This window comes from Paraburkholderia sp. CNPSo 3274 (assembly GCF_024206475.1).
Classification (GTDB): domain Bacteria; phylum Pseudomonadota; class Gammaproteobacteria; order Burkholderiales; family Burkholderiaceae; genus Paraburkholderia.
Genome location: NZ_JAMBPR010000030.1, coordinates 63,210 through 83,538 on the forward strand (window position 1 = coordinate 63,210; position 20,329 = coordinate 83,538).

General features: G+C 62.3%; 17 protein-coding genes. 4 read left to right on the plus strand and 13 right to left on the minus strand.

Going from position 1 to position 20,329, the window contains the following annotated elements; genetic code table 11:
• Positions 1–262: 262 nt before the first annotated feature.
• Positions 263–586, plus strand: coding sequence for a calcium-binding protein (locus M3I54_RS21100; protein ID WP_309249137.1), 324 nt, complete (start codon positions 263–265; stop codon positions 584–586).
• Between the two features lie 41 nt (positions 587–627).
• Here M3I54_RS21100 and M3I54_RS21105 read toward each other — a convergent pair whose 3' ends face one another.
• The 3 genes from M3I54_RS21105 to M3I54_RS21115 form a co-directional block, all read right to left on the minus strand.
• Positions 628–1,248, minus strand: a complete 621-nt coding sequence (locus tag M3I54_RS21105) for a sulfite exporter TauE/SafE family protein (RefSeq protein WP_254339459.1) — start codon at positions 1,246–1,248, stop codon at positions 628–630.
• Between the two features lie 579 nt (positions 1,249–1,827).
• A complete protein-coding gene (locus M3I54_RS21110; protein WP_254339462.1) occupies positions 1,828–2,151 on the minus strand; it encodes a CcdB family protein in 324 nt (107 codons plus the stop codon).
• Positions 2,151–2,549, minus strand: a complete 399-nt coding sequence (locus tag M3I54_RS21115) for a type II toxin-antitoxin system CcdA family antitoxin (RefSeq protein WP_254339463.1) — start codon at positions 2,547–2,549, stop codon at positions 2,151–2,153. The genes M3I54_RS21110 and M3I54_RS21115 overlap by 1 nt, the downstream gene beginning before the upstream one ends.
• A 227-nt stretch (positions 2,550–2,776) precedes the next feature.
• Between M3I54_RS21115 and M3I54_RS21120 the strand changes: the two genes are divergently transcribed.
• From M3I54_RS21120 to M3I54_RS21130, 3 genes are all read left to right on the plus strand, one after another.
• Positions 2,777–3,259 carry a DUF1016 N-terminal domain-containing protein gene (locus tag M3I54_RS21120; protein WP_309249628.1) on the plus strand — a complete coding sequence of 161 codons (483 nt, stop codon included), beginning with the start codon at positions 2,777–2,779 and terminating at the stop codon, positions 3,257–3,259.
• A 68-nt stretch (positions 3,260–3,327) separates the two neighbouring features.
• Complete coding sequence (locus tag M3I54_RS21125; protein WP_254339578.1) at positions 3,328–3,582, plus strand: hypothetical protein; 255 nt, start codon at positions 3,328–3,330, stop codon at positions 3,580–3,582.
• Positions 3,583–3,852: 270 nt separating this feature from the next.
• Positions 3,853–4,425 carry a cupin domain-containing protein gene (locus M3I54_RS21130; protein WP_254339465.1) on the plus strand — a complete coding sequence of 191 codons (573 nt, stop codon included), beginning with the start codon at positions 3,853–3,855 and terminating at the stop codon, positions 4,423–4,425.
• Between the two features lie 34 nt (positions 4,426–4,459).
• Here M3I54_RS21130 and M3I54_RS21135 read toward each other — a convergent pair whose 3' ends face one another.
• The 10 genes from M3I54_RS21135 to M3I54_RS21180 form a co-directional block, all read right to left on the minus strand.
• A complete protein-coding gene (locus M3I54_RS21135; RefSeq protein ID WP_254339467.1) occupies positions 4,460–7,615 on the minus strand; it encodes a multidrug efflux RND transporter permease subunit in 3,156 nt (1,051 codons plus the stop codon).
• A gap of 16 nt (positions 7,616–7,631) precedes the next feature.
• Positions 7,632–8,189, minus strand: a complete 558-nt coding sequence (locus M3I54_RS21140; RefSeq protein WP_254339468.1) for a GNAT family N-acetyltransferase — start codon at positions 8,187–8,189, stop codon at positions 7,632–7,634.
• A 5-nt stretch (positions 8,190–8,194) separates the two neighbouring features.
• Positions 8,195–8,692 (minus strand): GNAT family N-acetyltransferase, encoded by a 498-nt coding sequence (locus tag M3I54_RS21145; protein ID WP_375542178.1) that lies wholly within the window; start codon positions 8,690–8,692, stop codon positions 8,195–8,197.
• Positions 8,693–8,766: 74 nt separating this feature from the next.
• Positions 8,767–10,128, minus strand: coding sequence for a TldD/PmbA family protein (locus M3I54_RS21150; RefSeq protein WP_254339470.1), 1,362 nt, complete (start codon positions 10,126–10,128; stop codon positions 8,767–8,769).
• A complete protein-coding gene (locus M3I54_RS21155) occupies positions 10,128–11,564 on the minus strand; it encodes a TldD/PmbA family protein (protein ID WP_254339471.1) in 1,437 nt (478 codons plus the stop codon). The genes M3I54_RS21150 and M3I54_RS21155 overlap by 1 nt, the downstream gene beginning before the upstream one ends.
• Positions 11,561–13,192 carry an ABC transporter ATP-binding protein gene (locus tag M3I54_RS21160; protein WP_254339472.1) on the minus strand — a complete coding sequence of 544 codons (1,632 nt, stop codon included), beginning with the start codon at positions 13,190–13,192 and terminating at the stop codon, positions 11,561–11,563. Before M3I54_RS21160 ends, M3I54_RS21155 begins: the two co-directional genes overlap by 4 nt.
• Entirely contained in the window at positions 13,192–14,304 is a 1,113-nt protein-coding gene (locus tag M3I54_RS21165; RefSeq protein WP_254339479.1) for an ABC transporter permease, read from the minus strand. Before M3I54_RS21165 ends, M3I54_RS21160 begins: the two co-directional genes overlap by 1 nt.
• Positions 14,258–15,313 (minus strand): microcin C ABC transporter permease YejB, encoded by a 1,056-nt coding sequence (locus M3I54_RS21170; RefSeq protein WP_254339483.1) that lies wholly within the window; start codon positions 15,311–15,313, stop codon positions 14,258–14,260. The genes M3I54_RS21165 and M3I54_RS21170 overlap by 47 nt, the downstream gene beginning before the upstream one ends.
• An 8-nt stretch (positions 15,314–15,321) precedes the next feature.
• Positions 15,322–17,220: an extracellular solute-binding protein gene (locus tag M3I54_RS21175; protein ID WP_254339484.1), complete on the minus strand. Its 1,899-nt coding sequence runs from the start codon at positions 17,218–17,220 to the stop codon at positions 15,322–15,324.
• 163 nt (positions 17,221–17,383) lie between these two features.
• Positions 17,384–20,140, minus strand: a complete 2,757-nt coding sequence (locus M3I54_RS21180; RefSeq protein WP_254339574.1) for a TonB-dependent receptor — start codon at positions 20,138–20,140, stop codon at positions 17,384–17,386.
• Positions 20,141–20,329 lie beyond the last annotated feature (189 nt).

Genomic DNA, 20,329 nt, shown 5'->3' on the forward strand with positions numbered 1-20,329 from the left:
ACCCGCGCCGCCGCCACGCGCAAACCCGGAAGAGTTTTTCGTCGGCGATACCGTTGGCTTTACCGACAAGCACCTGCGCGAGCGCGTCGGCACCATCGTCAGACTCAACCAGAAAACGGCGTCGATTGCGTGCAGCGGCATCGAAGGGCACTGGCGTGTGTCGTATGGATTGCTGCGACACGTTGTCGATGTCTAACCCATCATCGCTGCCCCCATCATGGCCAGATCTAAAATCGACGCCAGACGCGAACATCGGATCACGATGGAAATCGTGGTCGACACCTATACCGAAGAAGAATGCGCGATGGGCTGGTATTGCTACCTTGAAGATCAGCTCTCGTTTCCATTCAAGGCCCGGGTGCGCAAGACGATGGATGCCTCACCGCTAAAGAGCGGCGAGAACGTCACTGTCATCGCCCTCGCTCACGACCAACTTTGCCGCATCGCGATATTTGTCATGGCACGGCACGGCGAACGCGAAGTTGTCGCGCCTCTGGCCCAGCTTGTTCCCGTTGGAGCCGACCGGAACACACGGGAGGCGGTGGCCGACTGGCATTACTGGCACGATCAGGGCTATTCGTTCTGATTCCCCTGCCGCCCACCCGGGTAAGGCCACGCGGAGCCTTGTCAAGTAAGGGGTTGCGGCGGATTTTCAGATTTCGGGGGATGGGAAGAAATAGCCATGGTATTGGCAACGCGGCGGCGACCGATTTTGCGCGTCGAGGCGCTGATCTGACGATCGTTGCTCGCAACGAGGCCAAGGCTGAGCAGGTTGTATCCGACCTCAAAATGCACGCCGGGAATGAGCGGATCTGGCAGCGCGTGATCGACATCAATCTCACTGGCGCATTCATCGGGCTTGCGGGGTGGCCGCACAACCTGGTCTTTCGACGGTCTGCGCACCAGCGACAGTGTTCCAGCGATTAACAGCAGAGCGCCAAGCAGATATTCGAACCATGCTTTTGGGGGTGTTATATAACCACCCAATAGCGCCATGGGTACGGCCGGCCGTGCAAATGGCCAGAACAACTGCCAGTTAAAATGACCGTCGCGAATGAAGCGCCAGCTCACCACCAGCGAGACCAAGATATTCAGGACAAGCGCGGTTGGCTTGATGCTTTCGGGCTCGTATCCCGCGAGTGCCATTATGGCAATGTATCCAGAAGCCCCGGCTTGGCCTGTGCTGGCGTAAAGCAGCGCAACGGCGAGAAAAGCGCTGCAGGTGAGTAGTGTTTGCAGATCGATCATCGCGCATTTCAACCGGGAGGCTGGAATCACAGTATCGCATTCAAAACTGGCTCACCGGCCGCTCCGGTCTTTGCTTCGAACTGTCCTAAGCGCTTCCGACGCAACGCTACTATCACCGGAGGCCGCATTCCCGCTGAAATTGCGCCCGTGTCGCATTAGGATCAGGGCCTTTGCGCGCCACCGTCAGCAGAACGCCGGCGCTGTATGACCCGGCACGGTAGCAACGTAAGCTGCGAGGTAGGGACGTCCTGATCTGTGCAACCGGACACGCCAAAGTGGCCTCCACCATCATGCGATCGGGCGAGACGCCGTGCAGCGCGTTCCCGGCGGACTGTCGATTCGTCTGGCCCTGGTCCTCGATGCCAGGCGGTTCCGTAGCTACCTTGGGGCAAAGGCCTGATCCCGGCACTTGCCCCCGCTGGGCTCAACTTTACCGAAGCCGACCGCGCCGGCGCACCCGCCGTGAACGGTCTGCACGGAGAGCCCTACCTCGTCTCACATGCAGATGGGCCGCCTCGGCACGCCACGACTGCCGTCCTGGACGAGTCGAGCGGCGCCGTCCATCAGTTCTGGACGGGATCAGTAAGCGCCGAGTAGACGATCGAGCGCGGCACTGATCCGGTCCTGCTCACCTTTGAGCGTACCAATCGCGGGGCCGAGATCACTTGTCCTGACCGCGCCGAGCAACGGCGTTTCCAGCACGAACGGTTCTCCCTCGATCTCGATGATGGGCGAGAGATCCTGCGCGACCTTGCTCGTCGTGTAATTGCCGGCAACGCGCGTCAAGGGAATGACTACGCGTGACAGGAGATTGCCGAGATGATCGCTTTGCACATCGAGCAGAAACGGCGACTCGACCCTGGATCTTGTCGAAGGGTTGTTGTAAAGGTCAAACCGCGCCATCAAAACATCCGATATTCTTCCAGGGGCAAGCCGTCACGCTCGATACGTGCATTCATTTCGGCGACGAAGTCCGCGTTCTTTTCCGCCCAGGCACGAGCCTCGGCCGCCTGAACCTCTTCGCGCAAGCCGCGTTCGCTTGCCCGCGAAACGTTGACGTCCAGTTCCCTGGCGCGCTCGAGCAGATCCGTCGGAAGCGAGACGTTGGTGGGTTTGCGCGTAGTCTTTGACGGCACGCGCGCTTTTGCGACCCGCTTGACGCCTTCAGGTCGCACCACAGGCGCATTAATCATGTGCATCTCCAGTGTGCATGAACCATGCGCATAGTTTGGCATACTTCCCGGCGCAGAGATAGCTGCTTCAGACTGACTTTCCGTCCCTGAAAATTTCAGAGAGCCCAATCTGGGCGCCTCGGCATGCGGACGGGCAGGGACAGCGTCCCTGGCGTGAGGCAGTCGAAGACCTAGTCTGATGCAATATTTTACATAATAAAGATTATCGCATTTTTTGATGGGGTGCGATGCTATAATCCACGTGACTCCACTCCGGCTGCGCTTATCGACTGCCGGTTCCCCCAAGGATAATTTCCTTCCGGGCGCAACAATTGGTACCCGACGGCCAAAAACGCATGAGCAAAGATCTCGGCACGCCCGCGTGGGCTGATGACTATCGTCACTGGTTCGCCGAACTCAAGCAGCGCGTCGAACAGGCGCGACAGCGTGCTGTGGCCAGCGCGAACCGGGAGCTGGCCATCCTGTACTGGCAGATCCGCGGCGACATTCTCGAGCGGCAGCAGGAACAAGGCTGGGGGGCTGGCGTTGTTGACCGGCTCGCGCGCGATCTGAAGGCAGCGTTTCCTGACATGCGCGGGTTCTCGCCGCGTAACCTCAAGTACATGTGCGCGCTCGCGAAAGCCTTTCCGCAGCCGGAATTTGTGCAACAGCCTGTTGCACAATTACCGTGGTCGCACGTCGTGACACTGCTCGACAAGCTGGACGACGCCCCGCAGCGGTTCTGGCACGCGGAAAAGTCGCTCGAACATGGCTGGTCGCGCGCTGACCATGCAGATCGAGACCCCAGACCGCCAACCTACGGGTCAGCAAGTGTTTAGATTGCTGACCAGCGATTGGCCGGTTAAAGGCCCCGATCGCGTCCGAAGACCGCTCGCAGCACGACTGCTTGGCGGATTTTCTCAACAAGGTTCTTCGCTCGCACCACCGAACCCTGCCTTCGCATGACGGCGAGGAACCCGAAATGCACATTGAACGCGAGATCGCCTGGTTAAAGCGTGTCCGGCGACGAATTATCTCGATGTTGGAAATGATTTCACGGACCAAACTCGCGGGGTATCTCAGCCATTGCCTGAAACGTTTGGCGATTTTTAGCACGCTGTCGAACAGTGGTACGCTGCAGCTTTCATTCTATCGTTCATGAGCCGCAAACGGCAGGCCAGTGCGGTGAGCGGTTCCGTCAACTACAGTCAAGGCGTGAACGCCGACGTACGCCCGAGAATTAGAATTAGACTCCCAAGGGCATATCCCATCGCCTATTGGCCGATTTGTCTCTGGAATTGCCAGATACACACCGTGAGACCACCTCTGGCGATAAAAATTATTGGACACCCAATGGCGTACGACAAAGTCGGGCTTTCACCCAGTCCGGTTTTCGGACTCAAACATATTCACCAGACAACAAAATTCCGCCATGGTTTCGAAACCCGTTGAATCACTGAACGTCGTCTCCGTAGGCAGCAAGATTCGCGGACTGCGCAAGAGACAAGGCCGTACTCTCGAAGACATCGCTACCGCGGCGCAGCTCTCCAAACCCTTTCTCTCGCAGGTGGAGCGCGATCGCGCCACCCCCTCGATCACCTCGCTCGTGAGCATCGCCAAGGCGCTCGGCGTGCCGGTAAGCTATTTCGTCGATGCGCCCACCGAAGCGGGCTGCGTGTGCCGTGGCCAGGATCTGAAGTTTTTCGGTTTCGCAAATTCTGCCGACCTCTATGCACGCCTGACTAATCCGTCCGGCGGACGCCAGCTCGAAGCCATTCTCGTGCGTATGCCACCCGGCGAGCGCTCCAGCGAAGTCACCACGCACGCAGGTGAAGAGTTCCTGCATGTGCTCTCTGGTGAAGTGACACTCACGCTAGAAGGTCAAACCTTCGTGGTCCGCGCGGGCGACAGCGCGCACTATGAATCGACAGTGCCGCACGCCTGGAGCAATATGTCCGATCAGGAGACCGTACTCGTCTGGGTCGGGACGCCGCGTCTGTTCTGAGCTGCGACCATACGGGCATATGTGCGTGTAGCGGTCAGGGTTCCTCCGTTTCCGTCTCCTTCGTGCGTTGCGCAGTTTGCTCTCTTCGGCGCGGCGGTACGCGATGCACGGGTCTTGCCGCCACGCGCGACGCCACCGCGTAGTAAAGCACTGGCGTGAACACGAGTCCGAACAGCGTCGCCGCGATCAAGCCGCCGAGGACTCCCGTACCGATGGCGTGCCGGCTCTGCGCGCCGCCGCCCTGCGAGAAAGCGAGCGGCAGCACGCCGAGCACGAACGCCGCCGAAGTCATCACGATAGGCCGCAGGCGTTCGACGCTCGCGTCCACAACCGCGGCGCGCAGCGGCACCCCGCCCGTACGGCGCACGGCCGCGGCCTGCACGATCAGGATGGCGTTCTTCGCCGCGAGGCCGATCACGGTCACCATACCCACCTTGAAATAAATGTCGTTGGGCAGCCCGCGCAGGAGCATCGCGCTCACCGCGCCGAGCGCGCCGAGCGGAACGACCAGCAGTACCGAAAGAGGCGTGATCCAGCTCTCGTAGAGGGCCGCCAGCACCATGAACACCGCGAGCAGCGAAAGGCCGATGAGGAGCGGCGTCTGGCGCGCGGCCTCGACTTCTTCGAACGCGGCGTCGGTCCATTCGCCATACACGCCTTCGGGCAAAGCGAGCGCGAGCCGCGCCATCTCCGCCATCGCTTCGCCCGAGCTATGCCCCGGCGCCGCGCGCCCCGTCACGTCGAGCGACGGATAACCGTTGTAGCGGCTCAGCATCACGGGGCCGAGCGTCCAGTGCGTGGCCGCAATCGACGACATCGCCACGGACCCGCCGAATGTATTTTGCACAGGCAGGTCGAGCAGCTGGCTGGCGTTCATGCGCGTGGGTGCGTCGGCGGCGACGATGACGCGGCGCATGCGCCCCCCTGCTGGAAAGTCGTCGACATAACTGGAGCCGAACGTGCTGCCCAGCACGTCCGCGATGCGGTCGAACGATACGCCATATGCGTAGGCCTTATCGCGGTCGACTTCGAGTTCCACGCGCGGCCCGTCAGGCAGGTCCTCCGAGTGGACCTGCGCCACCATGCGGCTCTTGCCGGCCCCGTCGATCAGTTGGTCACGCGCGGCCTTCAATCCGTCCATGCCGACGCCCCCGCGATCCTCCAGCCGGTACGTAAAGCCCTCGGAGTGGCCGATGCCCGGTACCGCGGAAGGAAGCATAGCCTGCACGTCGCCGTCGAGGATGGTGCCGAATTGCTCGTTTAGCGCGTCGCGCACAGTCTGCGCGTCGATTTCGTCCTTGCCGCGCTGACCCCACGGCTTGAGCTCGACGAACGCCATCGCCACGTTCTGCCCGCTGCCCGCGAAGCTCCACCCCACCACGCTCGTCACGTTGCCTACGGCCTGCCGCTTGCCAAGCATCGCTTCCACGCGCTTTACCACCTCAAGCGTGCGCGCCTGCGTGGCGCCCGCTGGCAACTGAATCATCACCTGCAACTGCCCCTCGTCCTCACTCGGCAGGAAGCCCTGCGGCAGCTTCCAGTACAAGAGCGCCCCAACCGCGCACAGCACTACGTAGATCGCTAGCACACGCGGGCCGCGCCGCAGTAGCGCAGCCACGACCGCCCGGTAGCCGCGCGAGGCCCGCGCCGCTTGCGCCGTCAAACCGCGCTCGGGCTTCGACGTTCGCTTCGGAATCCTTAGCAGACTCGCACAAAGGGCCGGCGTTAGCGTGAGCGCCATGAACGACGAACACAGCATCGACGCGATCATCGTCACTGCGAACTGCCGATAGATGCCGCCTACATCGCCGTTGAAGAACAGCATCGGCACGAATACGGCGGTGAGCACCGCCGTCACACCGACGATCGCGCCGCCAATGCGCTTCATCGCGGCGCGCGTGGCTTCGCGCGGTGCAAGCCCGCGCTCGTGCATCATGCGTTGCACGCTCTCCACGACAACGATGGCATCGTCCACGAGTATGCCGATAGCGAGCACGAGGCCGAACATGGTGAACACGTTGATCGACATCCCGGCCCAATACAGTGCTACAAATGCGCCCATGAGCGTGACGGGGATCACCACCGTGGGCACGAGGGTGGAGCGCAGGTCGCGCAGGAACAGCCACATCACCGCGAATACGAGCACCACGGCTTCGATGAGCGTGATCACCACTTCGTGAATCGCCACGCGCACGAAGTATGCGGTATCGAATGGAATTTCGATCGCTACGCCCGGCGGCAGACGTCTGGACAGCTCGGCGAGACGCGCACGGATCCTGTTCGAAGTCTCCAGCGCGTTGCCGCGTGGCCCGAGATGGATGCCCACGGTCGCCGCGGATCTGCCGTTCAGGCGCGAGTAGAACGAGTAGTCGGCGCGGCCCAGTTCAACGCGCGCGATGTCGCGCAAGCGCACGAGCGAGCCATCCGGCTTCGCCTTCAGCACGATCTGTCCGAACTCGTCGGGCGTTTCGAGTTGCCCCTTCACGCTCACCGACTCGGTGATTTGCTGCCCGTTCACGAACGGCGCGTTCCCGAGCGTGCCCGCCGTCACCGGCGAGTTCTGCGCGGCGATGGCCGCGTTGACCTCGGCCGCCTTGAGGCCGTATTCGCGCAGCTTCACCGGATCGAGCCAGATGCGCATGGCCTCGTCGGCGTCCCAGAGCTCCGCCGCGCCAACGCCCGGTGCGCGCTTGAGGTCGCGAAGGATGAAGCGGTTCAGGTAGTCACTGAGTTGCGCGGAATCGCGCGTGCCGTCGGTGGACGTGAGCGCGACGAGCATCAGGAACGTATTCGACGCCTTCTCCACGTCGATGCCCTGCTGCACCACCTGCTGCGGCAACCGCGCCTCGACCTGCTTCAGACGGTTCTGCACGTCCACGAGCGCGATGTCGGGATTGGTATCCGACGTGAAGGTCACGTCGATTTCCAGGTCCCCCAGCGCATCGCTTGTCGTTTCGTAGTACTGCAGGCCTTCGGCGCCATCGAGGCTCTCTTCGATCACGCTCGCGACGTTGTTGCCCACCTCCTCCGCCGACGCACCCGGATATTCCGCGCTGATGACGATGCGCGGCGGCGAGAGCTGCGGATACTGTGCGACCGGCAGCATGGGAATCGCGAGCACACCCGCGACCATTATGGCGAGTGCGATGACCCATGCGAAGACCGGCCTGTCGATAAAAAAGAAGGGCACGCGCTCGCCGGTACGGTTAGGGGAACAAGGGGGAAGCGAACGGTGGTGCTTCCGCGTAGCGCGCCATATGAAGCGTATCGGCAAGTACGCCGGCGCGCATTGCGGCACCGCGCGAGCGGCCCTCTACGACGAAGCCGAACTTGCGATAGAGCGCGATCGCGGCTTCGTTGTCGGCGAACACTTCGAGTTCGAGCCTGCGCAGGCCCAGCGAATGGTCGGCACAGGCGACGATCGCCGCCATCAGCGCGCTGCCCACGCCACGACGCTGCCAGGCGTCGTGCACGCCGAAGCCCACGGAAGCGCAGTGTGAGCGGCGCGCCTTCGCGACATCGAGCTGCGATTGTCCCACCACGCGTCCGTCGATATCGGCGCAAATCGTGATGCAGCCGGGCGCCCGGCTCTCATACCACGCACGCAAGGATTCGGGGGTGCGCCACCCGCTCAATAGCGTGCCGTGGCGCACACCTGGCTGATTCATCAAGTCGGCGATCGCCTCGAAATCGGCGGGCTCGCAGGTGCGCACGCGGATAGCACCGGGTGACGCGAACGCGGGCGATGGTGTCGGGACGTGCATGGGAATCACTCCGGGGCGAGAGGCAGCGGATCGTGCAGGCGCGCCATCAAGAAGAAGTCGGCGAGCACTCCTTCGCGCAATATTGCGCCGCGCAAACGCGCCTCGATTTCGAAACCGCACTTTCGGTAGAGCGCGATCGCGGCAGCATTGTCGGTGTAGACGTGAAGTTGGAGCCGCCGTAGGCCGAGCCAGTTGTCGGCGAAGTCGAGGATTTGGCCCATGAGAAACGTTCCGACGCCCCGACGCTGCCAATCGTCGTGTACGTTTATGCCGAGCTCGCCGACGTGCGCGCGGCGCAGCTTCTGCGGATGCAGTTCAGCTTCGCCCACGATTGTCTCGCCCACCAACGCGCCAATGATGACAGCCGGCGATACCACGTTCGCGATCCACTCACGGGTCTGTGCGACCGAACTATACGGTGGCTCTGCATTGCCCCGCACTATTGACGGGCTGTGCCCCAGCGCATGCAACGCTTCGGCATCGCCGGGGCGCAATGCGCGCACGACGAGCCCCTCGGGTAAGCTCGACTGCATTGTTGTTTCCTTCTTGTTTGAGACTTCAGGGACGGTCAGGCAAGCTACAGCGTCAGTTCAAACGACTTCACCAGCACCCCGGGAAGCTGCACGCCGCCTGTCGCGCGTTGGCCCCAGGTGTCTTCGGACAGGCGCAGCTCGGGCTGCGCACCCAGACGCTCGAGGCGCTCGCCCAGCAGGCCGTACAGACTGTCGTCGAAGCGCATCGCGTCTACCGGCGCAACGACACGCCCCTCCTCCACCCAGAACGTCGCAAAACGCGTCATGCCGGTCAGGCGGCAGCCCATGCGATCCGAGAAGTTCACGTACCAGAGGTTGCCGACGTACAGACCCGTGCCCAGCGCCGTGAGTACATCCGCATCCGCGAGGTCGCCGCCCGGCATCGAAAGCGACGACGGCGCCTCGCTCGCCAGCGCACCGTTAGGGAGCAGGCCGTACTCGCGCGCCGTCCGGGCGTTTGTCAATTGCGCGACGCTCCTCCCCTCACGCACGAGCGGCACGCTTTCACGCAAATAGCCGTCGTCGTTGAACGCAGGTGTAATACCAAGCCCGAGGTCTTCAGTAATCGAGACGCGCGCGTCGAGTGAAAGCTCGCCGCCATGCAGCCGGTAAAGCGGGCTCTGCGACGTCGCCTGCGCGCGCGCCGAAAAGCCGCCCCACGCAGCAACGCCCAGCAGCTCTTCGAGCGCCGCTGGCGCGAGCCATGCACGGTACCGGCCCGGCCCAAGCGCTCGCGGTGCGAGCGCTAGCACGGGCAGGCGTGCCGCCGCCTCCTGCACCTTGCTGGCAAACTTCGCATCGTCCCAGTTCTCGCCCGCATATGTCGTCTTGATGGCGCGGCCGCCCGGATGATAGAGCGACCAGCTGAAACAGAAGTTTTCGACTTCGTGCCAGCCACGGCTGCCGCAACTGGAGGCGAAGCCGCGCGCGAGCATGCCGCCCGCGTAGAAGCCCACGAAATCGAGCCCGCGCGCGCATTCGGCCACCACATGGATGAGGGCATGCGGATCCCGCAGCCGTCCCGTGCGCCGCGTCGAACGCTGCCACGCTGTCGTGTCGTAGAGCAGATGCGGATCATCAGGTGCATCACGCAGGTCCGAGCGAAGCGTTTGCAACGTCGCGCCTACATCGCGCAGATCCCGATCAGCGTTGCCGCAGATGTCGAGCGTGGAATACGCCTGGCGCGCGCCATCGATCATCCGGAGCGTGAGCTTGCCTTGGGAGACGAGTCCCATTTGCCGGACTTTGCCACCGTTGAAGCGAATGAAGTCCGACTGCTCTGCGGCAAAAGAAGTGAGCGCCGTTTCACCGGCCAGCAACAACCGGTCGATCGCATCGGCGAGCATCATGAAATGCGTGTGCCAATCCACCGCCACGCGTTCGCTCGCAAAAAGTGTGTCGCTCATCAGGCGCCTCCAAAAACGTCTACGTTGCTGAAGACGCACGCGGGTGACGCGTGCCCCACACGAATGACCTGCGCGGGCTCTCCCTTGCCGCAATAGGGCGTGCCGTAGACCTCTCGGGTGCTCGCGTCGCCTACGGCGACGAGACTGCACCAGAAGTTCGCCGAAATGCCGCGATAATTTGGCCGCTTGACGACCTCCGTGAGCTTGCCGTTCTCGATGAGCCGGCCATATTCGCAACCGAACTGGAACTTGTTGCGATGGTCGTCAATCGACCAGGACGTATTCGAAGTCATCAGAATGCCGTTTTCGATGTTTGCGATCATCGCGGCGAGTGTTTCAGTACCGGGCTCGATGTTCAGGTTCGCCATGCGGTCGATAGGCGGGCGATTCCAGTTGGCCGCGCGCGAGTTCGCGACCCCCGGCAGCCCGGCGCGCTGCTGCGAGAGTGCCCCACCGAGCGGCCGCTCCAGCACCCCGTTGCGGATCAGGTATTGCTTGCTTGCCGAACTGCCTTCGTCGTCGAACGCATAGGTAGCGGCTTCTTCGCGCAACTCCGGGTCGAACGTCACGTTCAGCAACGGCGAGCCGTACTGATAGCTGCCGAACATCTCCGGCTTCACGAAGCTCCAGCCAGCGAAGTTGCGCTCGTCGCCGAGAATCCGGTCCAGTTCGAGTGGATGACCGATCGATTCGTGAATCTGCAACATCATCTGGTCCGGCATCAGCAGCAGGTCGCGCGTGCCCGACGGGCAATTCGGCGCCGCGAGCAGTTGCAGCGCCTCGTCCGCCACACGGGCGCCAGCGCCATTGAAGCCGTGCCGTGCGAGTATCTCCAGACCTCCCTGCCCGAGCGCGCCGTGGTCGCCGGCAAGCGTTCGCACCTGCGTGTCGCCGTTCGCATGCGCGGCCACGCTCAGTCCTGGCATGAGGTAGCGAAAGCGCTGCTCGATGCGCACACCGTCGCTCGTGAGATAGAGTTGATCCGTGTGCGCGACGTGCATGCTCGCTACGCGCTCGACGATGCGCGCGTCGAGGTTCGCCGACGCGCATTCGTGCGCGAGTTGGCCGAGCCACTCACGGCGGGTGGGAAGCGGCGCGTCGATGTTCGGCGAAGCATAGCTGCCGCTCGCAACGGGCCGGGCAATGCGGCGGTGATCGATCAACGAGACTTGCGCACATGCGAACGCCCGCGCCGTGGCGATATCGAGTGCACACTGGAGGCCCTCGGCACTGAGATCGGCGGTAGCCGCATAGCCGGCACCGGCGCCGGCCCAGGCCGTCAGCATTGCGCCCCGCTCGCGCACTACACGCAGCGGCTGCGCGATGTCGTTGCGCACCACGTGGTCCTCGACAACTTCGTCCATCATGCGCAACGACCAGAAATCGGCGCTGCTCTTCAGCGTGCGCGCGCCCTGCACCCAACGCTCTTCGATCATGCGAACTTCTCCTGTAGCACCGCCGGCTCGTCCAGCATCGACGACGCCAGCAACGATTGCGTGTAAGGATGAGACGGCGCGTGCAGCACGTCGAGCGTGTCACCCTGCTCGACGATGCGGCCCGCTTTCATCACGATCACACGATGCGCCATCGCGCGCATGACGGCCAGATCATGCGTGATGAACAAATAACTCAGCTTGTACTTCTTCTGCAAGTTCGTCAGCAACGCGAGCACCTGTTTTTGAATCGAGACGTCGAGCGCGCTGGTTGGCTCATCGAGAACGATCAGTTCCGGTTCCACTACCAGTGCACGGGCAATGGCGATGCGCTGGCGCTGGCCGCCAGAAAATTCGTGGGGGTACCGCTGCATCGAATCGGCGGGCAGGCCCACTTCCTCGAGCAGTGATGCGATACGCATACGCCGCGCCGGTCCGTCAACCTCCGGTCTGTGCACGGCCAGCCCCTCCCCGACTATCTGCTCGATCGTCATGCGCGGAGAAAGCGACCCGAACGGATCCTGAAACACCACCTGCATGCGCGAGTACAGTGCGCGGCGGGCCCTCGCCTTGCGTTGCGCCGAGAGCGCGACCCCGTCGATGCGGATCTCGCCCGCTGCCGCGCCTTTCAGGCCGAGCACGGTGGCCGCGAGCGTCGATTTGCCCGAGCCCGACTCGCCGACGATACCGAGCGTTTCGCCGCGCCGCAGCGTCAGGTTCGTTTCGTGCAAGGCACGGAAAGTCGAGCTGCCGAACACCGAGCGCCAACCCTTGACCGCCGTGAGGTAATCCACGGCGAGGCCTTGCACTTCGAGGATGGGCGGCGCATCCACCGCGACCGGAGCCACCTCGCGACGCGGCTCGCTATCGAGCAGGCGCTGCGTATAGGGATGCTGCGGGTTCGAGAAAAGCTCTGCGGTCGTGTTTGTTTCGACGAGGACGCCCTTTTCCATTACCGCCACGCGCTGCGCAAAGCGCCGCACGAGATTCAGGTCATGCGTGATGAGCAATATGGCCATGCCACGGGCTGCGGCCTCCTGCTTCTGGAGGTCGATCAGCAAATCGACGATCTGCTGGCGCACGGTCACATCGAGCGCCGTGGTGGGCTCGTCGGCGAGCAAGAGGCGCGGGCGGCACGCGAGCGCCATCGCGACCATCGCACGCTGGCGCTGTCCGCCGGATAGCTGATGCGGAAAGCTGTCGATGCGGCGCTCCGGCTCGGGAATGCCGGTGCGCCGCAAGAGCTCGATGCCACGCTCACGCGCCGCGCCGGTGCTCAAACCCTCGTGCAGGCGCAGACTTTCGGCGATTTGCTTGCCTACCGTGTACAGCGGGTTCAAGGCAGTCATCGGCTCCTGAAAGACCATGGCGATATCGGCTCCGCGAATGCCGCGCATCTGCTGCTCGGTTTTCTGCAGCAGATCCTCGCCGTCGAACAGAATGCGTCCCGTGTACCTTGCATGCTCGACGAGGCCGAGGATCGACAATGCCGTCACGCTCTTGCCCGAGCCCGACTCGCCGACGAGCGCCACGCGTTCGCCGCGCTCAATCGAAAGACTCAGTTCGCGCACCGCCTGTTTCTCGCCGAAGCGCACGCTGAAGCGCTCGATTTCCAGCAAAGGACGATTCATTATTTACCTCCGCCGAATGCCGAGCCACGCGTACGCGTATCGAGTGCGTTACGCAGTGCATCGCCCATGAACGTGAGCAGCAGCAGCGTGATCACGAGCGCCGCGAAAGCCGAGAGCGAAATCCACCATGCCTCGAGATTGTTCTTGCCCTCCTGGAGTAGCTCGCCAAGGCTCGGCGTAGGTGGCGGCACACCGAGCCCGAGGAAGTCGAGACTCGTGAGCGAGAGAATGGCCGCACTCATGCGAAAAGGCAGGAACGTGATGACCGGAGTCAGGCTGTTTGGCAGCACGTGGCGCCACATGATCTGCCAGTTGGAGAGGCCCATCGTGCGCGCCGCCTTCACGTAGTCGAGCGAACGGTTGCGCAGGAACTCAGCGCGCACGTAATCGGAAAGCACAAGCCATCCAAACATGGAAAGCAGGATAAATAGCAGCCAAAGCGTAGGCTCGAAGATCGAGGCGAAGATGATGAGCAGGTACAGATCGGGCATCGAACTCCAGATTTCGATGAGTCGCTGCCCGATGAGATCGGTTCGTCCTCCATAGAAACCCTGCACCGCGCCCGTCAACACGCCCAACGCGATGCCCGAAACCGTTAGCGCCAACGCCATCAGCACCGAAAGCCGGAAGCCGTAGAGCAACCGCGAAAGCACGTCGCGGCCGAACTGATCGGTACCAAGCCAGTTTGTGGCCGAGGGCGCGGACGGATACGGTCGCGCCGCGAAGTAGTCGATCGTGTCGTAATGAAAATGATTGGGCGGGTAGATCGCGAAATTGCCGTTCGATTCCAGACGTTCCCGGATATACGGGTCGAGATAATTGGTCCTCGCCGGGAAGTCGCCACCGAAGATCGTTTCCGGATAATCCTTCACGATCGGGAAGTAGTATTGACCGTCGTAACGCACGACGACCGGCCGGTCATTTGCGAGCACCTCGCCGAGCATGCTGATCGCAAACAGCGTGACGAAGATGACGAGGCTCCAATAGCCGAGCGGCTGTGCGCGAAAGCGATGCCAGGTGCGGCGCCATGGCGAGACCGACGGCGCGTGCGGAACGGCTGCGGAATCAGCGGTCCAGGCGGTGGAACTGGATGCGGGGGTCGACGAGGACATAGCAGACGTCAGCAATAAGTTTGGTTACGAGGCCAATCAGCGTGAACAGAAACAGCGAGCCAAGGACGACGGGGTAGTCGCGGCGGATAACCGAGTCGTAAGAGAGCTGGCCCATGCCGTCCAATGAGAACAGCGTTTCGATGAGCAGGTTGCCGTTCAGAAAAGCACCCACGAACGCGGCGGGCAGGCCAGTGACGAGCGGAATGGCGGCGTTGCGCAATACGTGCTTCCACAGCACGTCGCGCTCGGGCGCGCCCTTTGCCCGCGCGGTCAGCACGTACTGGCGGCCGATCTCTTCGAGGAAGGTATTCTTCGTGAGGATCGTGACGATCGCGAAGTTGCCGACCACGGAGGCCGTAACCGGCAGGACGATGTGCCACAGATAATCGAGCACCTTGCCCGCGAGGCTCAGGTCCGCGAAGTCATCGGACGTGAGACCCCGCATGGGGAACACCTGCCAGAATGTGCCACCACCGAAAAGCATCATCAGGAGGACGCCGAGCACGAAACCCGGCACCGCATAGCCGGAGAGCACGAGTACGCTGGTCACGGTGTCGAATCGCGACCCGTTGCGCACCGCCTTGGCGATGCCGAGCGGCACGGATATCGCGTATGTTAGCAGTACTGTCCATAACCCCAGCGTGATTGAAACCGGCAATTTCGAACGGATCACGTTCCAGACACTGTCGTGCTGGTAGTAAGACTGGCCCAGATCGAACGTTGCGTAGTTCTTGAGCATGAGGAAGTAGCGCGTGAGCGGCGGCTTGTCGAAGCCGAACTCCTTCTTGATCTGCTCGATCTGTTGCGGATCCACGCCCTGGCTGCCGTGATACCCGCCCCCCCCTGCGCCGGTCTCGCCGCCGCGGGTCGCATTGCCATGGCGCAGTTGCGCCATGATCTGCTCGACGGGGCCGCCGGGCACGAACTGCGTGACGACGAACGTGAGCGTGACAACGCCGATCAGCGTCGGCACCATCAGCAACAGACGTCGAAAAATGTAGGCGAACATGGTGCTCCTCAGCGGGCAGGCGCTTGCGCGGTCAGGGCGACTTTCGCGCTTTGCGGCTTGCGATACCAAAAGTCGACGATCCAGTCCTGGGCCCCGAACGATACGGGCACGACGGACGGATAGCCGAGCGACGTCTTGTAAGCGATGCGCGCATTGGGAGCGTAGTACTCCGTCACGAGGTAGTACTCGTTCATCAGCACGCGATCGAGGGCACGTGTCGCCGCTTCGAGGTCGTCGAGCGTGTTCGCGGCCTGCACTGCCTTCACGAGCGCGTCGACGGCCTGCGAGCGCACACCGGGATAGTTCTCCGAGCCCACCTCCGAGGCAGCCGCGCTGCCAAAGCGCCGTGCAAGCTCCGCGCCGGGAATCGTCACCGGGCTGTAGAGCCAGGTAGTCATGTCGTAGTCGAAGTTGTCCAGGCGCTTCTGGTACAGCGCACTGTCGATTTCGCGCAGATGCGCATTGATGCCAAGCGTCGCGAGGGCCTGCGTATAAGGCAGGATCACGCGATCCATGCCCGGCTGGTCGTCCAGAATTTCGATGTTCATGGGCTCGCCCGCGGCATTGCGCAGTGCGCCGTCGCGATAATGCCACCCGGCCTGCGCAAGCAGATCGCGCGCCTCGCGCAAATTGCCGCGCAGCGAATCGGGCGGCAGCGTCGTAGGCTGCTTGATCATCGGCCCGAACACTTCCGGCGGCAGGCTCGCGCGCCACGGTTCGAGCAGCTTCAACTCTTTCTCACCCGGCATGCTGGTCGCGCCAAAAGGACTTGCCTCGAAATAGCTGTGCAGGCGCAGGTACTGACCGTAGAACATCATGCGGTTCATCCAGTCGTAATCGAACGCGAGAGAAAGCGCGTGGCGCACGCGCACGTCCTGGAACATCGGCTTGCGCAGGTTGAAGAGCATGCCCTGCATCTGTGCAGGCCCGTCCGGGAAATTGGTCTGCTTCAGCATGCCGTTACGGAAATTCTTGCCCACATACTTGCGCGCCCACTGCGTCGCGCTGTCTTCCACGTGCACATCGGCGTCGCCGGCCTTGAACGCCTCGAGCTGCGTGTACAGGTCGAGGTAAAGCTTGAACGTGATGCGCTCGAAGTGGTACATGCCGCGGCGCGTGGGCAGGTTGACCGCCCAGTACGTGGGATTGCGGCGATACGCAATCTGCTTGTCGTTCTTGCGTTCGGCGATCAGATAAGCACCGCTCGCGATGGGCGGCACGTTAGCGAGTTGGTCGAATGGAACGCGCGTGCCGTCGGGTTTCATCCCCCACTTCGGCGAGAAGATGGGCAAGTCGCCCGCAATGAGCGGCGCGTCACGCTCCGCACGACGGAACTCGAAACGGATCGTCGAGGGGTTCACCACGACCGCTTTCTTTATCACCGAAAACTGCGCATTGAAGAGCGGCGAAGCTTGGGGGCTCGTGAGCGTGTCGAACGAATATTTGACGTCGGCGGCCGTTATTGGATCGCCGTTCGAGAAGCGCGCAGCCGGGTTGATATGGAACGTCGCTGACGAAAGGTCGGCCGCGACTTCAACGTTATCGGCGATCAGCGGATATTCGGAGGCCAGTTCGTCCCAACTGCGCTGCATTAGCGTGTCGAACATCAGATTCTGGATGTCCGGCGCGGGTGCACCTCGCACAAGGAATGGGTTCAGTGAATCGTAGCTTTGAAAATCATTGTAGTTTTCGAAACTCAGGACGCCATTCGACGATGCATCTGGGTCCGCATAGTCGAAATGCGTGAAGCCGGCGGGATACTTCGGCTGGTCGTACTGTGCGAGCGCCGTAGCCGCTTGCGCCGGCACCACGTAAAGCGCACCCACACCAGCTGCCAGTACCAGTGCGGAAGCAGCACGAAACCAATGCGGCGACAATCGTGACAACCTCAACTTCTTCAATCTCATCGTCTGTCTGCATGAGGACGTGCGCCGGCGTGTGGCCGATGCACGGTTCGTCGGTTCGACGTGGCAGGGGTCTGCCGCCGTCGCTCGCCACTACAGGAAATATTCGAGGCAGGCGGCCAGGGCCGCCTGCTTCATGCACTGCTCACTACGTTGCGCCGAATGTTCAGAACTTGTAGGTCGCTCCGATCTGCGCGAAACGGCCGATATAGTTGTACAGCGACGTGTCGTAGCCCGTCTGGTCGAGCGAGCTGCTGGCAAAGATCGGATCGAACGGAGGCGTGCGGTTGAAGATGTTGTTGATGCCGCCGTAGATCGTCCAGTGCTTGATGCCCGTGTAGGTGACCATCAGGTTGAACTGGCTATACGAGCCCACCTTGTCCGCTACCGCCGTCGGGGCCGCCACGGAAAGCGCCTGCGCGTACGGGCCCGTGAACATCCAGGTGAGCGCCGCATTCCAGCCGTGATATGCCCAGTCGAGCGTCGTATTGCCCTTCCAGCGCGGGAAGCTGCCGCCGAACGGCTGCGTGATGGTGTAGTTGTTGCCCGCACCGTTGATCGGACCAGTGGACTGCCCCAGCGTAAAGTCCTTCACGTACGCCCAGTCGGCCGTCAGCGTGAACGTGCCCGCCTTCGTCGGCAACGACTGACGGAGGGTGCCTTCGAAGCCGTTCGTGTCGAGGTAACCGAGATTCTCGTACGGGAAAACTTCATAAACCACCTGGCCTTGCGCATTTGTAACGACCTGCGACGGCGAAGCCGGCTCGCCGATGACGTGATCGACACGGATCTTGTACCAGTCGAAGCCGAAATCGGTCGTGCGCGTCGGCGACGTCTGGAAGCCGAGGTTGATGTTGCGCGTGCGCTCCGGCTGCAGGTTCGGATTGCCCTCGGTGATCGTCGTAACCGTGCCGGTGGCCGACTGCTGGATACCTAGCGTCTGCGAAGTGCTGTTTTCGACGAACGTCGGTGCGCGGAAGCCGCGGTTATAGGAGCCGTACATCGTCAGCGCCTGGACGGGCTGATAGCGCAGGGCGAAGCGCGGGGAGAACGCGCCACCAAAGTCGCTGTAGTGGTCGTAGCGGCCCGACTGGCTAAACGTCAGGTTGTGGATGATGGGCACATCGAACTGGTAGTACACCGCCGCGACGTTGCGCTGGCCGTTGACGGTTTGCAGCATCGGGTTCGCCACGAGGCCTTGGGAAAACTCCGCGCCTGGGTTGATGACTTCGCTCTGGTGCAGGAACTGCGCGCCGAAGCCAACGCCAACATCGCCCATCGGCAGGTGGTACACGTTTGGCGTGGCCAGCGTCGCGTCAACCGTATCGAGCTTCGAGATGCCCTGGTTGTTCGCGTTCATGTACAGGCCATTCAAGCCGTTCGGCGTCGCGGACGGATTGGCGAAGTCGTACGTGCCGTTCTGATAGATGTTATTCAGCGTCGCAGCGTTGAGCTGGTTCGTGTAGGTGTTCGAAACGTTGCTCTGCGAGTGGCTATACGCAGTCGACCAGTCCCAGTCGCCATACTTCGGCACAGTGAACGAACCGTGGATGCCCGTGGACGCGCGCCAGAAATTCGCGTCCGTTTCTTCTGCCACGGTACGCGGAAACGAATAGGTGAGCGGCGTATCCACGCCATATGGGTTGTACGGATTGCTTGCCGGCACGACGTTGTTGAACGGCGTCAGACCGACGCCCGGCGTATACACCAGCGTCGGCGTTTGCGGGCTGCCCACTGTGTTGTTCCATAGACCGTCGTTCTGCGTCGTCTGGTTATAGCTTTCCCACAAATCGGCAAAGGCAGTGGTCGTGTCGTCGATCTTGAAGTCAGCATGCACCTTCGCGCTCGCGCGCGTGGTCTCCGGCGCGATCGACATGCTGTTGGCGGTGTTGAACGCGCATACCGTTCCACCCAGCCCCGCAGCCGCTCCCAGGTAATTGCTCGCGGCCGGATGGACCGAGCCACCATATGGGCAGTTAGTCAGCGCTTGCGCCGTCGTGGGACTCGTCTGCCAATAGGACGGCGCGAGCAGCGAGAGGCCGCCCGGCTTGTTCGTGAAGTCCTGCGCCGCCGTGGAGTCGCGGTCGGCCAGCGTCGAGCCCGCTGAATGATAGACGCTCGCGGACGCAGTGACGTTGAAGCGGTCCGCATTGAGGTCGCCGAAGCCCGCCAGAACGCCGAACTTCGTCGTGCCGTTACCGCCGCCGTCGCTCACCGAACTGCCGTAGCTGCCGTCGAGCTGAAGACCGCGGAAATCGTGCTTCGTGATGATGTTGACTACACCCGCAATGGCGTCCGAGCCGTATTGCGACACGGCGCCGGTTTTCACGATCTCGATGCGGTCGATCGTGTTGAGCGGGATGGTATTGAGGTCGAAGAAGCTGTCGGTGCTGTTCGAATAGAAGGCGAACGGCGCAACGCGCTGACCGTCGACGAGCACGAGGGTGTACTTCTCGCTCAAGCCGCGCAGTGCGATACCCGACGCGCCCGCTGAGAAGTTGCCCGCCTGGCCCTCGCTCCAGCTATTGGCGGAGTTGGCCGAGACCGAGCGCAGGTAGTCGGCCACGGTAGTCGCGCCGCTATTCTGAATGTCCTTCGTGGTGATTGTTTGCACCTGCTGGAAGCCCGTCTTGTCCGATTGCCGGATCAGCGAACCGGTCACTTCGAACTTCTTCATCTGCTTGACGGCTGTTTTGTCCCCAGTCGTGGCGGCCGCACTGCCTGTTCCGGTAGCATCTGACTGCGCGCTCGCGCCTGATTGCGGCGTTGCCGCTGGCGCGGTTGCATTATCGGCCGCGACAGCCACACCGCCGTTAGTCGCCGCCTGGCTCTGCGCAAATACCGGTACGGCGAACGCAGCCGAAAACGCGAGTTCAGCCCAGATTATCCTTCGAATGGCCACCGCCAATGCCCTTTGTTTCACAGTTCCCCCTTCTCTCTCGTCGGTCACGTCTACTTCGTTATGCGAAGCAAGGTCTCGTGAACCCCCGCATTAGATTTGACGACGCTGTCGCATCGCGCCACTTTTTTACCTGGATTCGCCCTCCCCAGGGCTCTTCCATTTACCGCCGACCACTTACCCCCAAAACCTCGTGCTGCTTCACTTCTGTCA

Coding starts and splice junctions, on each gene's coding strand:
- M3I54_RS21100 (WP_309249137.1), top strand. CDS start 263: ATGGAAATCGTGGTCGACACCTATACCGAAGAAGAATGCGCGATGGGC.
- M3I54_RS21105 (WP_254339459.1), bottom strand. CDS start 1,248: ATGATCGATCTGCAAACACTACTCACCTGCAGCGCTTTTCTCGCCGTT.
- M3I54_RS21110 (WP_254339462.1), bottom strand. CDS start 2,151: ATGGCGCGGTTTGACCTTTACAACAACCCTTCGACAAGATCCAGGGTC.
- M3I54_RS21120 (WP_309249628.1), top strand. CDS start 2,777: ATGAGCAAAGATCTCGGCACGCCCGCGTGGGCTGATGACTATCGTCAC.
- M3I54_RS21130 (WP_254339465.1), top strand. CDS start 3,853: ATGGTTTCGAAACCCGTTGAATCACTGAACGTCGTCTCCGTAGGCAGC.
- M3I54_RS21140 (WP_254339468.1), bottom strand. CDS start 8,189: ATGCACGTCCCGACACCATCGCCCGCGTTCGCGTCACCCGGTGCTATC.
- M3I54_RS21150 (WP_254339470.1), bottom strand. CDS start 10,128: ATGAGCGACACACTTTTTGCGAGCGAACGCGTGGCGGTGGATTGGCAC.
- M3I54_RS21155 (WP_254339471.1), bottom strand. CDS start 11,564: ATGATCGAAGAGCGTTGGGTGCAGGGCGCGCGCACGCTGAAGAGCAGC.
- M3I54_RS21160 (WP_254339472.1), bottom strand. CDS start 13,192: ATGAATCGTCCTTTGCTGGAAATCGAGCGCTTCAGCGTGCGCTTCGGC.
- M3I54_RS21165 (WP_254339479.1), bottom strand. CDS start 14,304: ATGTCCTCGTCGACCCCCGCATCCAGTTCCACCGCCTGGACCGCTGAT.
- M3I54_RS21170 (WP_254339483.1), bottom strand. CDS start 15,313: ATGTTCGCCTACATTTTTCGACGTCTGTTGCTGATGGTGCCGACGCTG.
- M3I54_RS21175 (WP_254339484.1), bottom strand. CDS start 17,220: ATGAGATTGAAGAAGTTGAGGTTGTCACGATTGTCGCCGCATTGGTTT.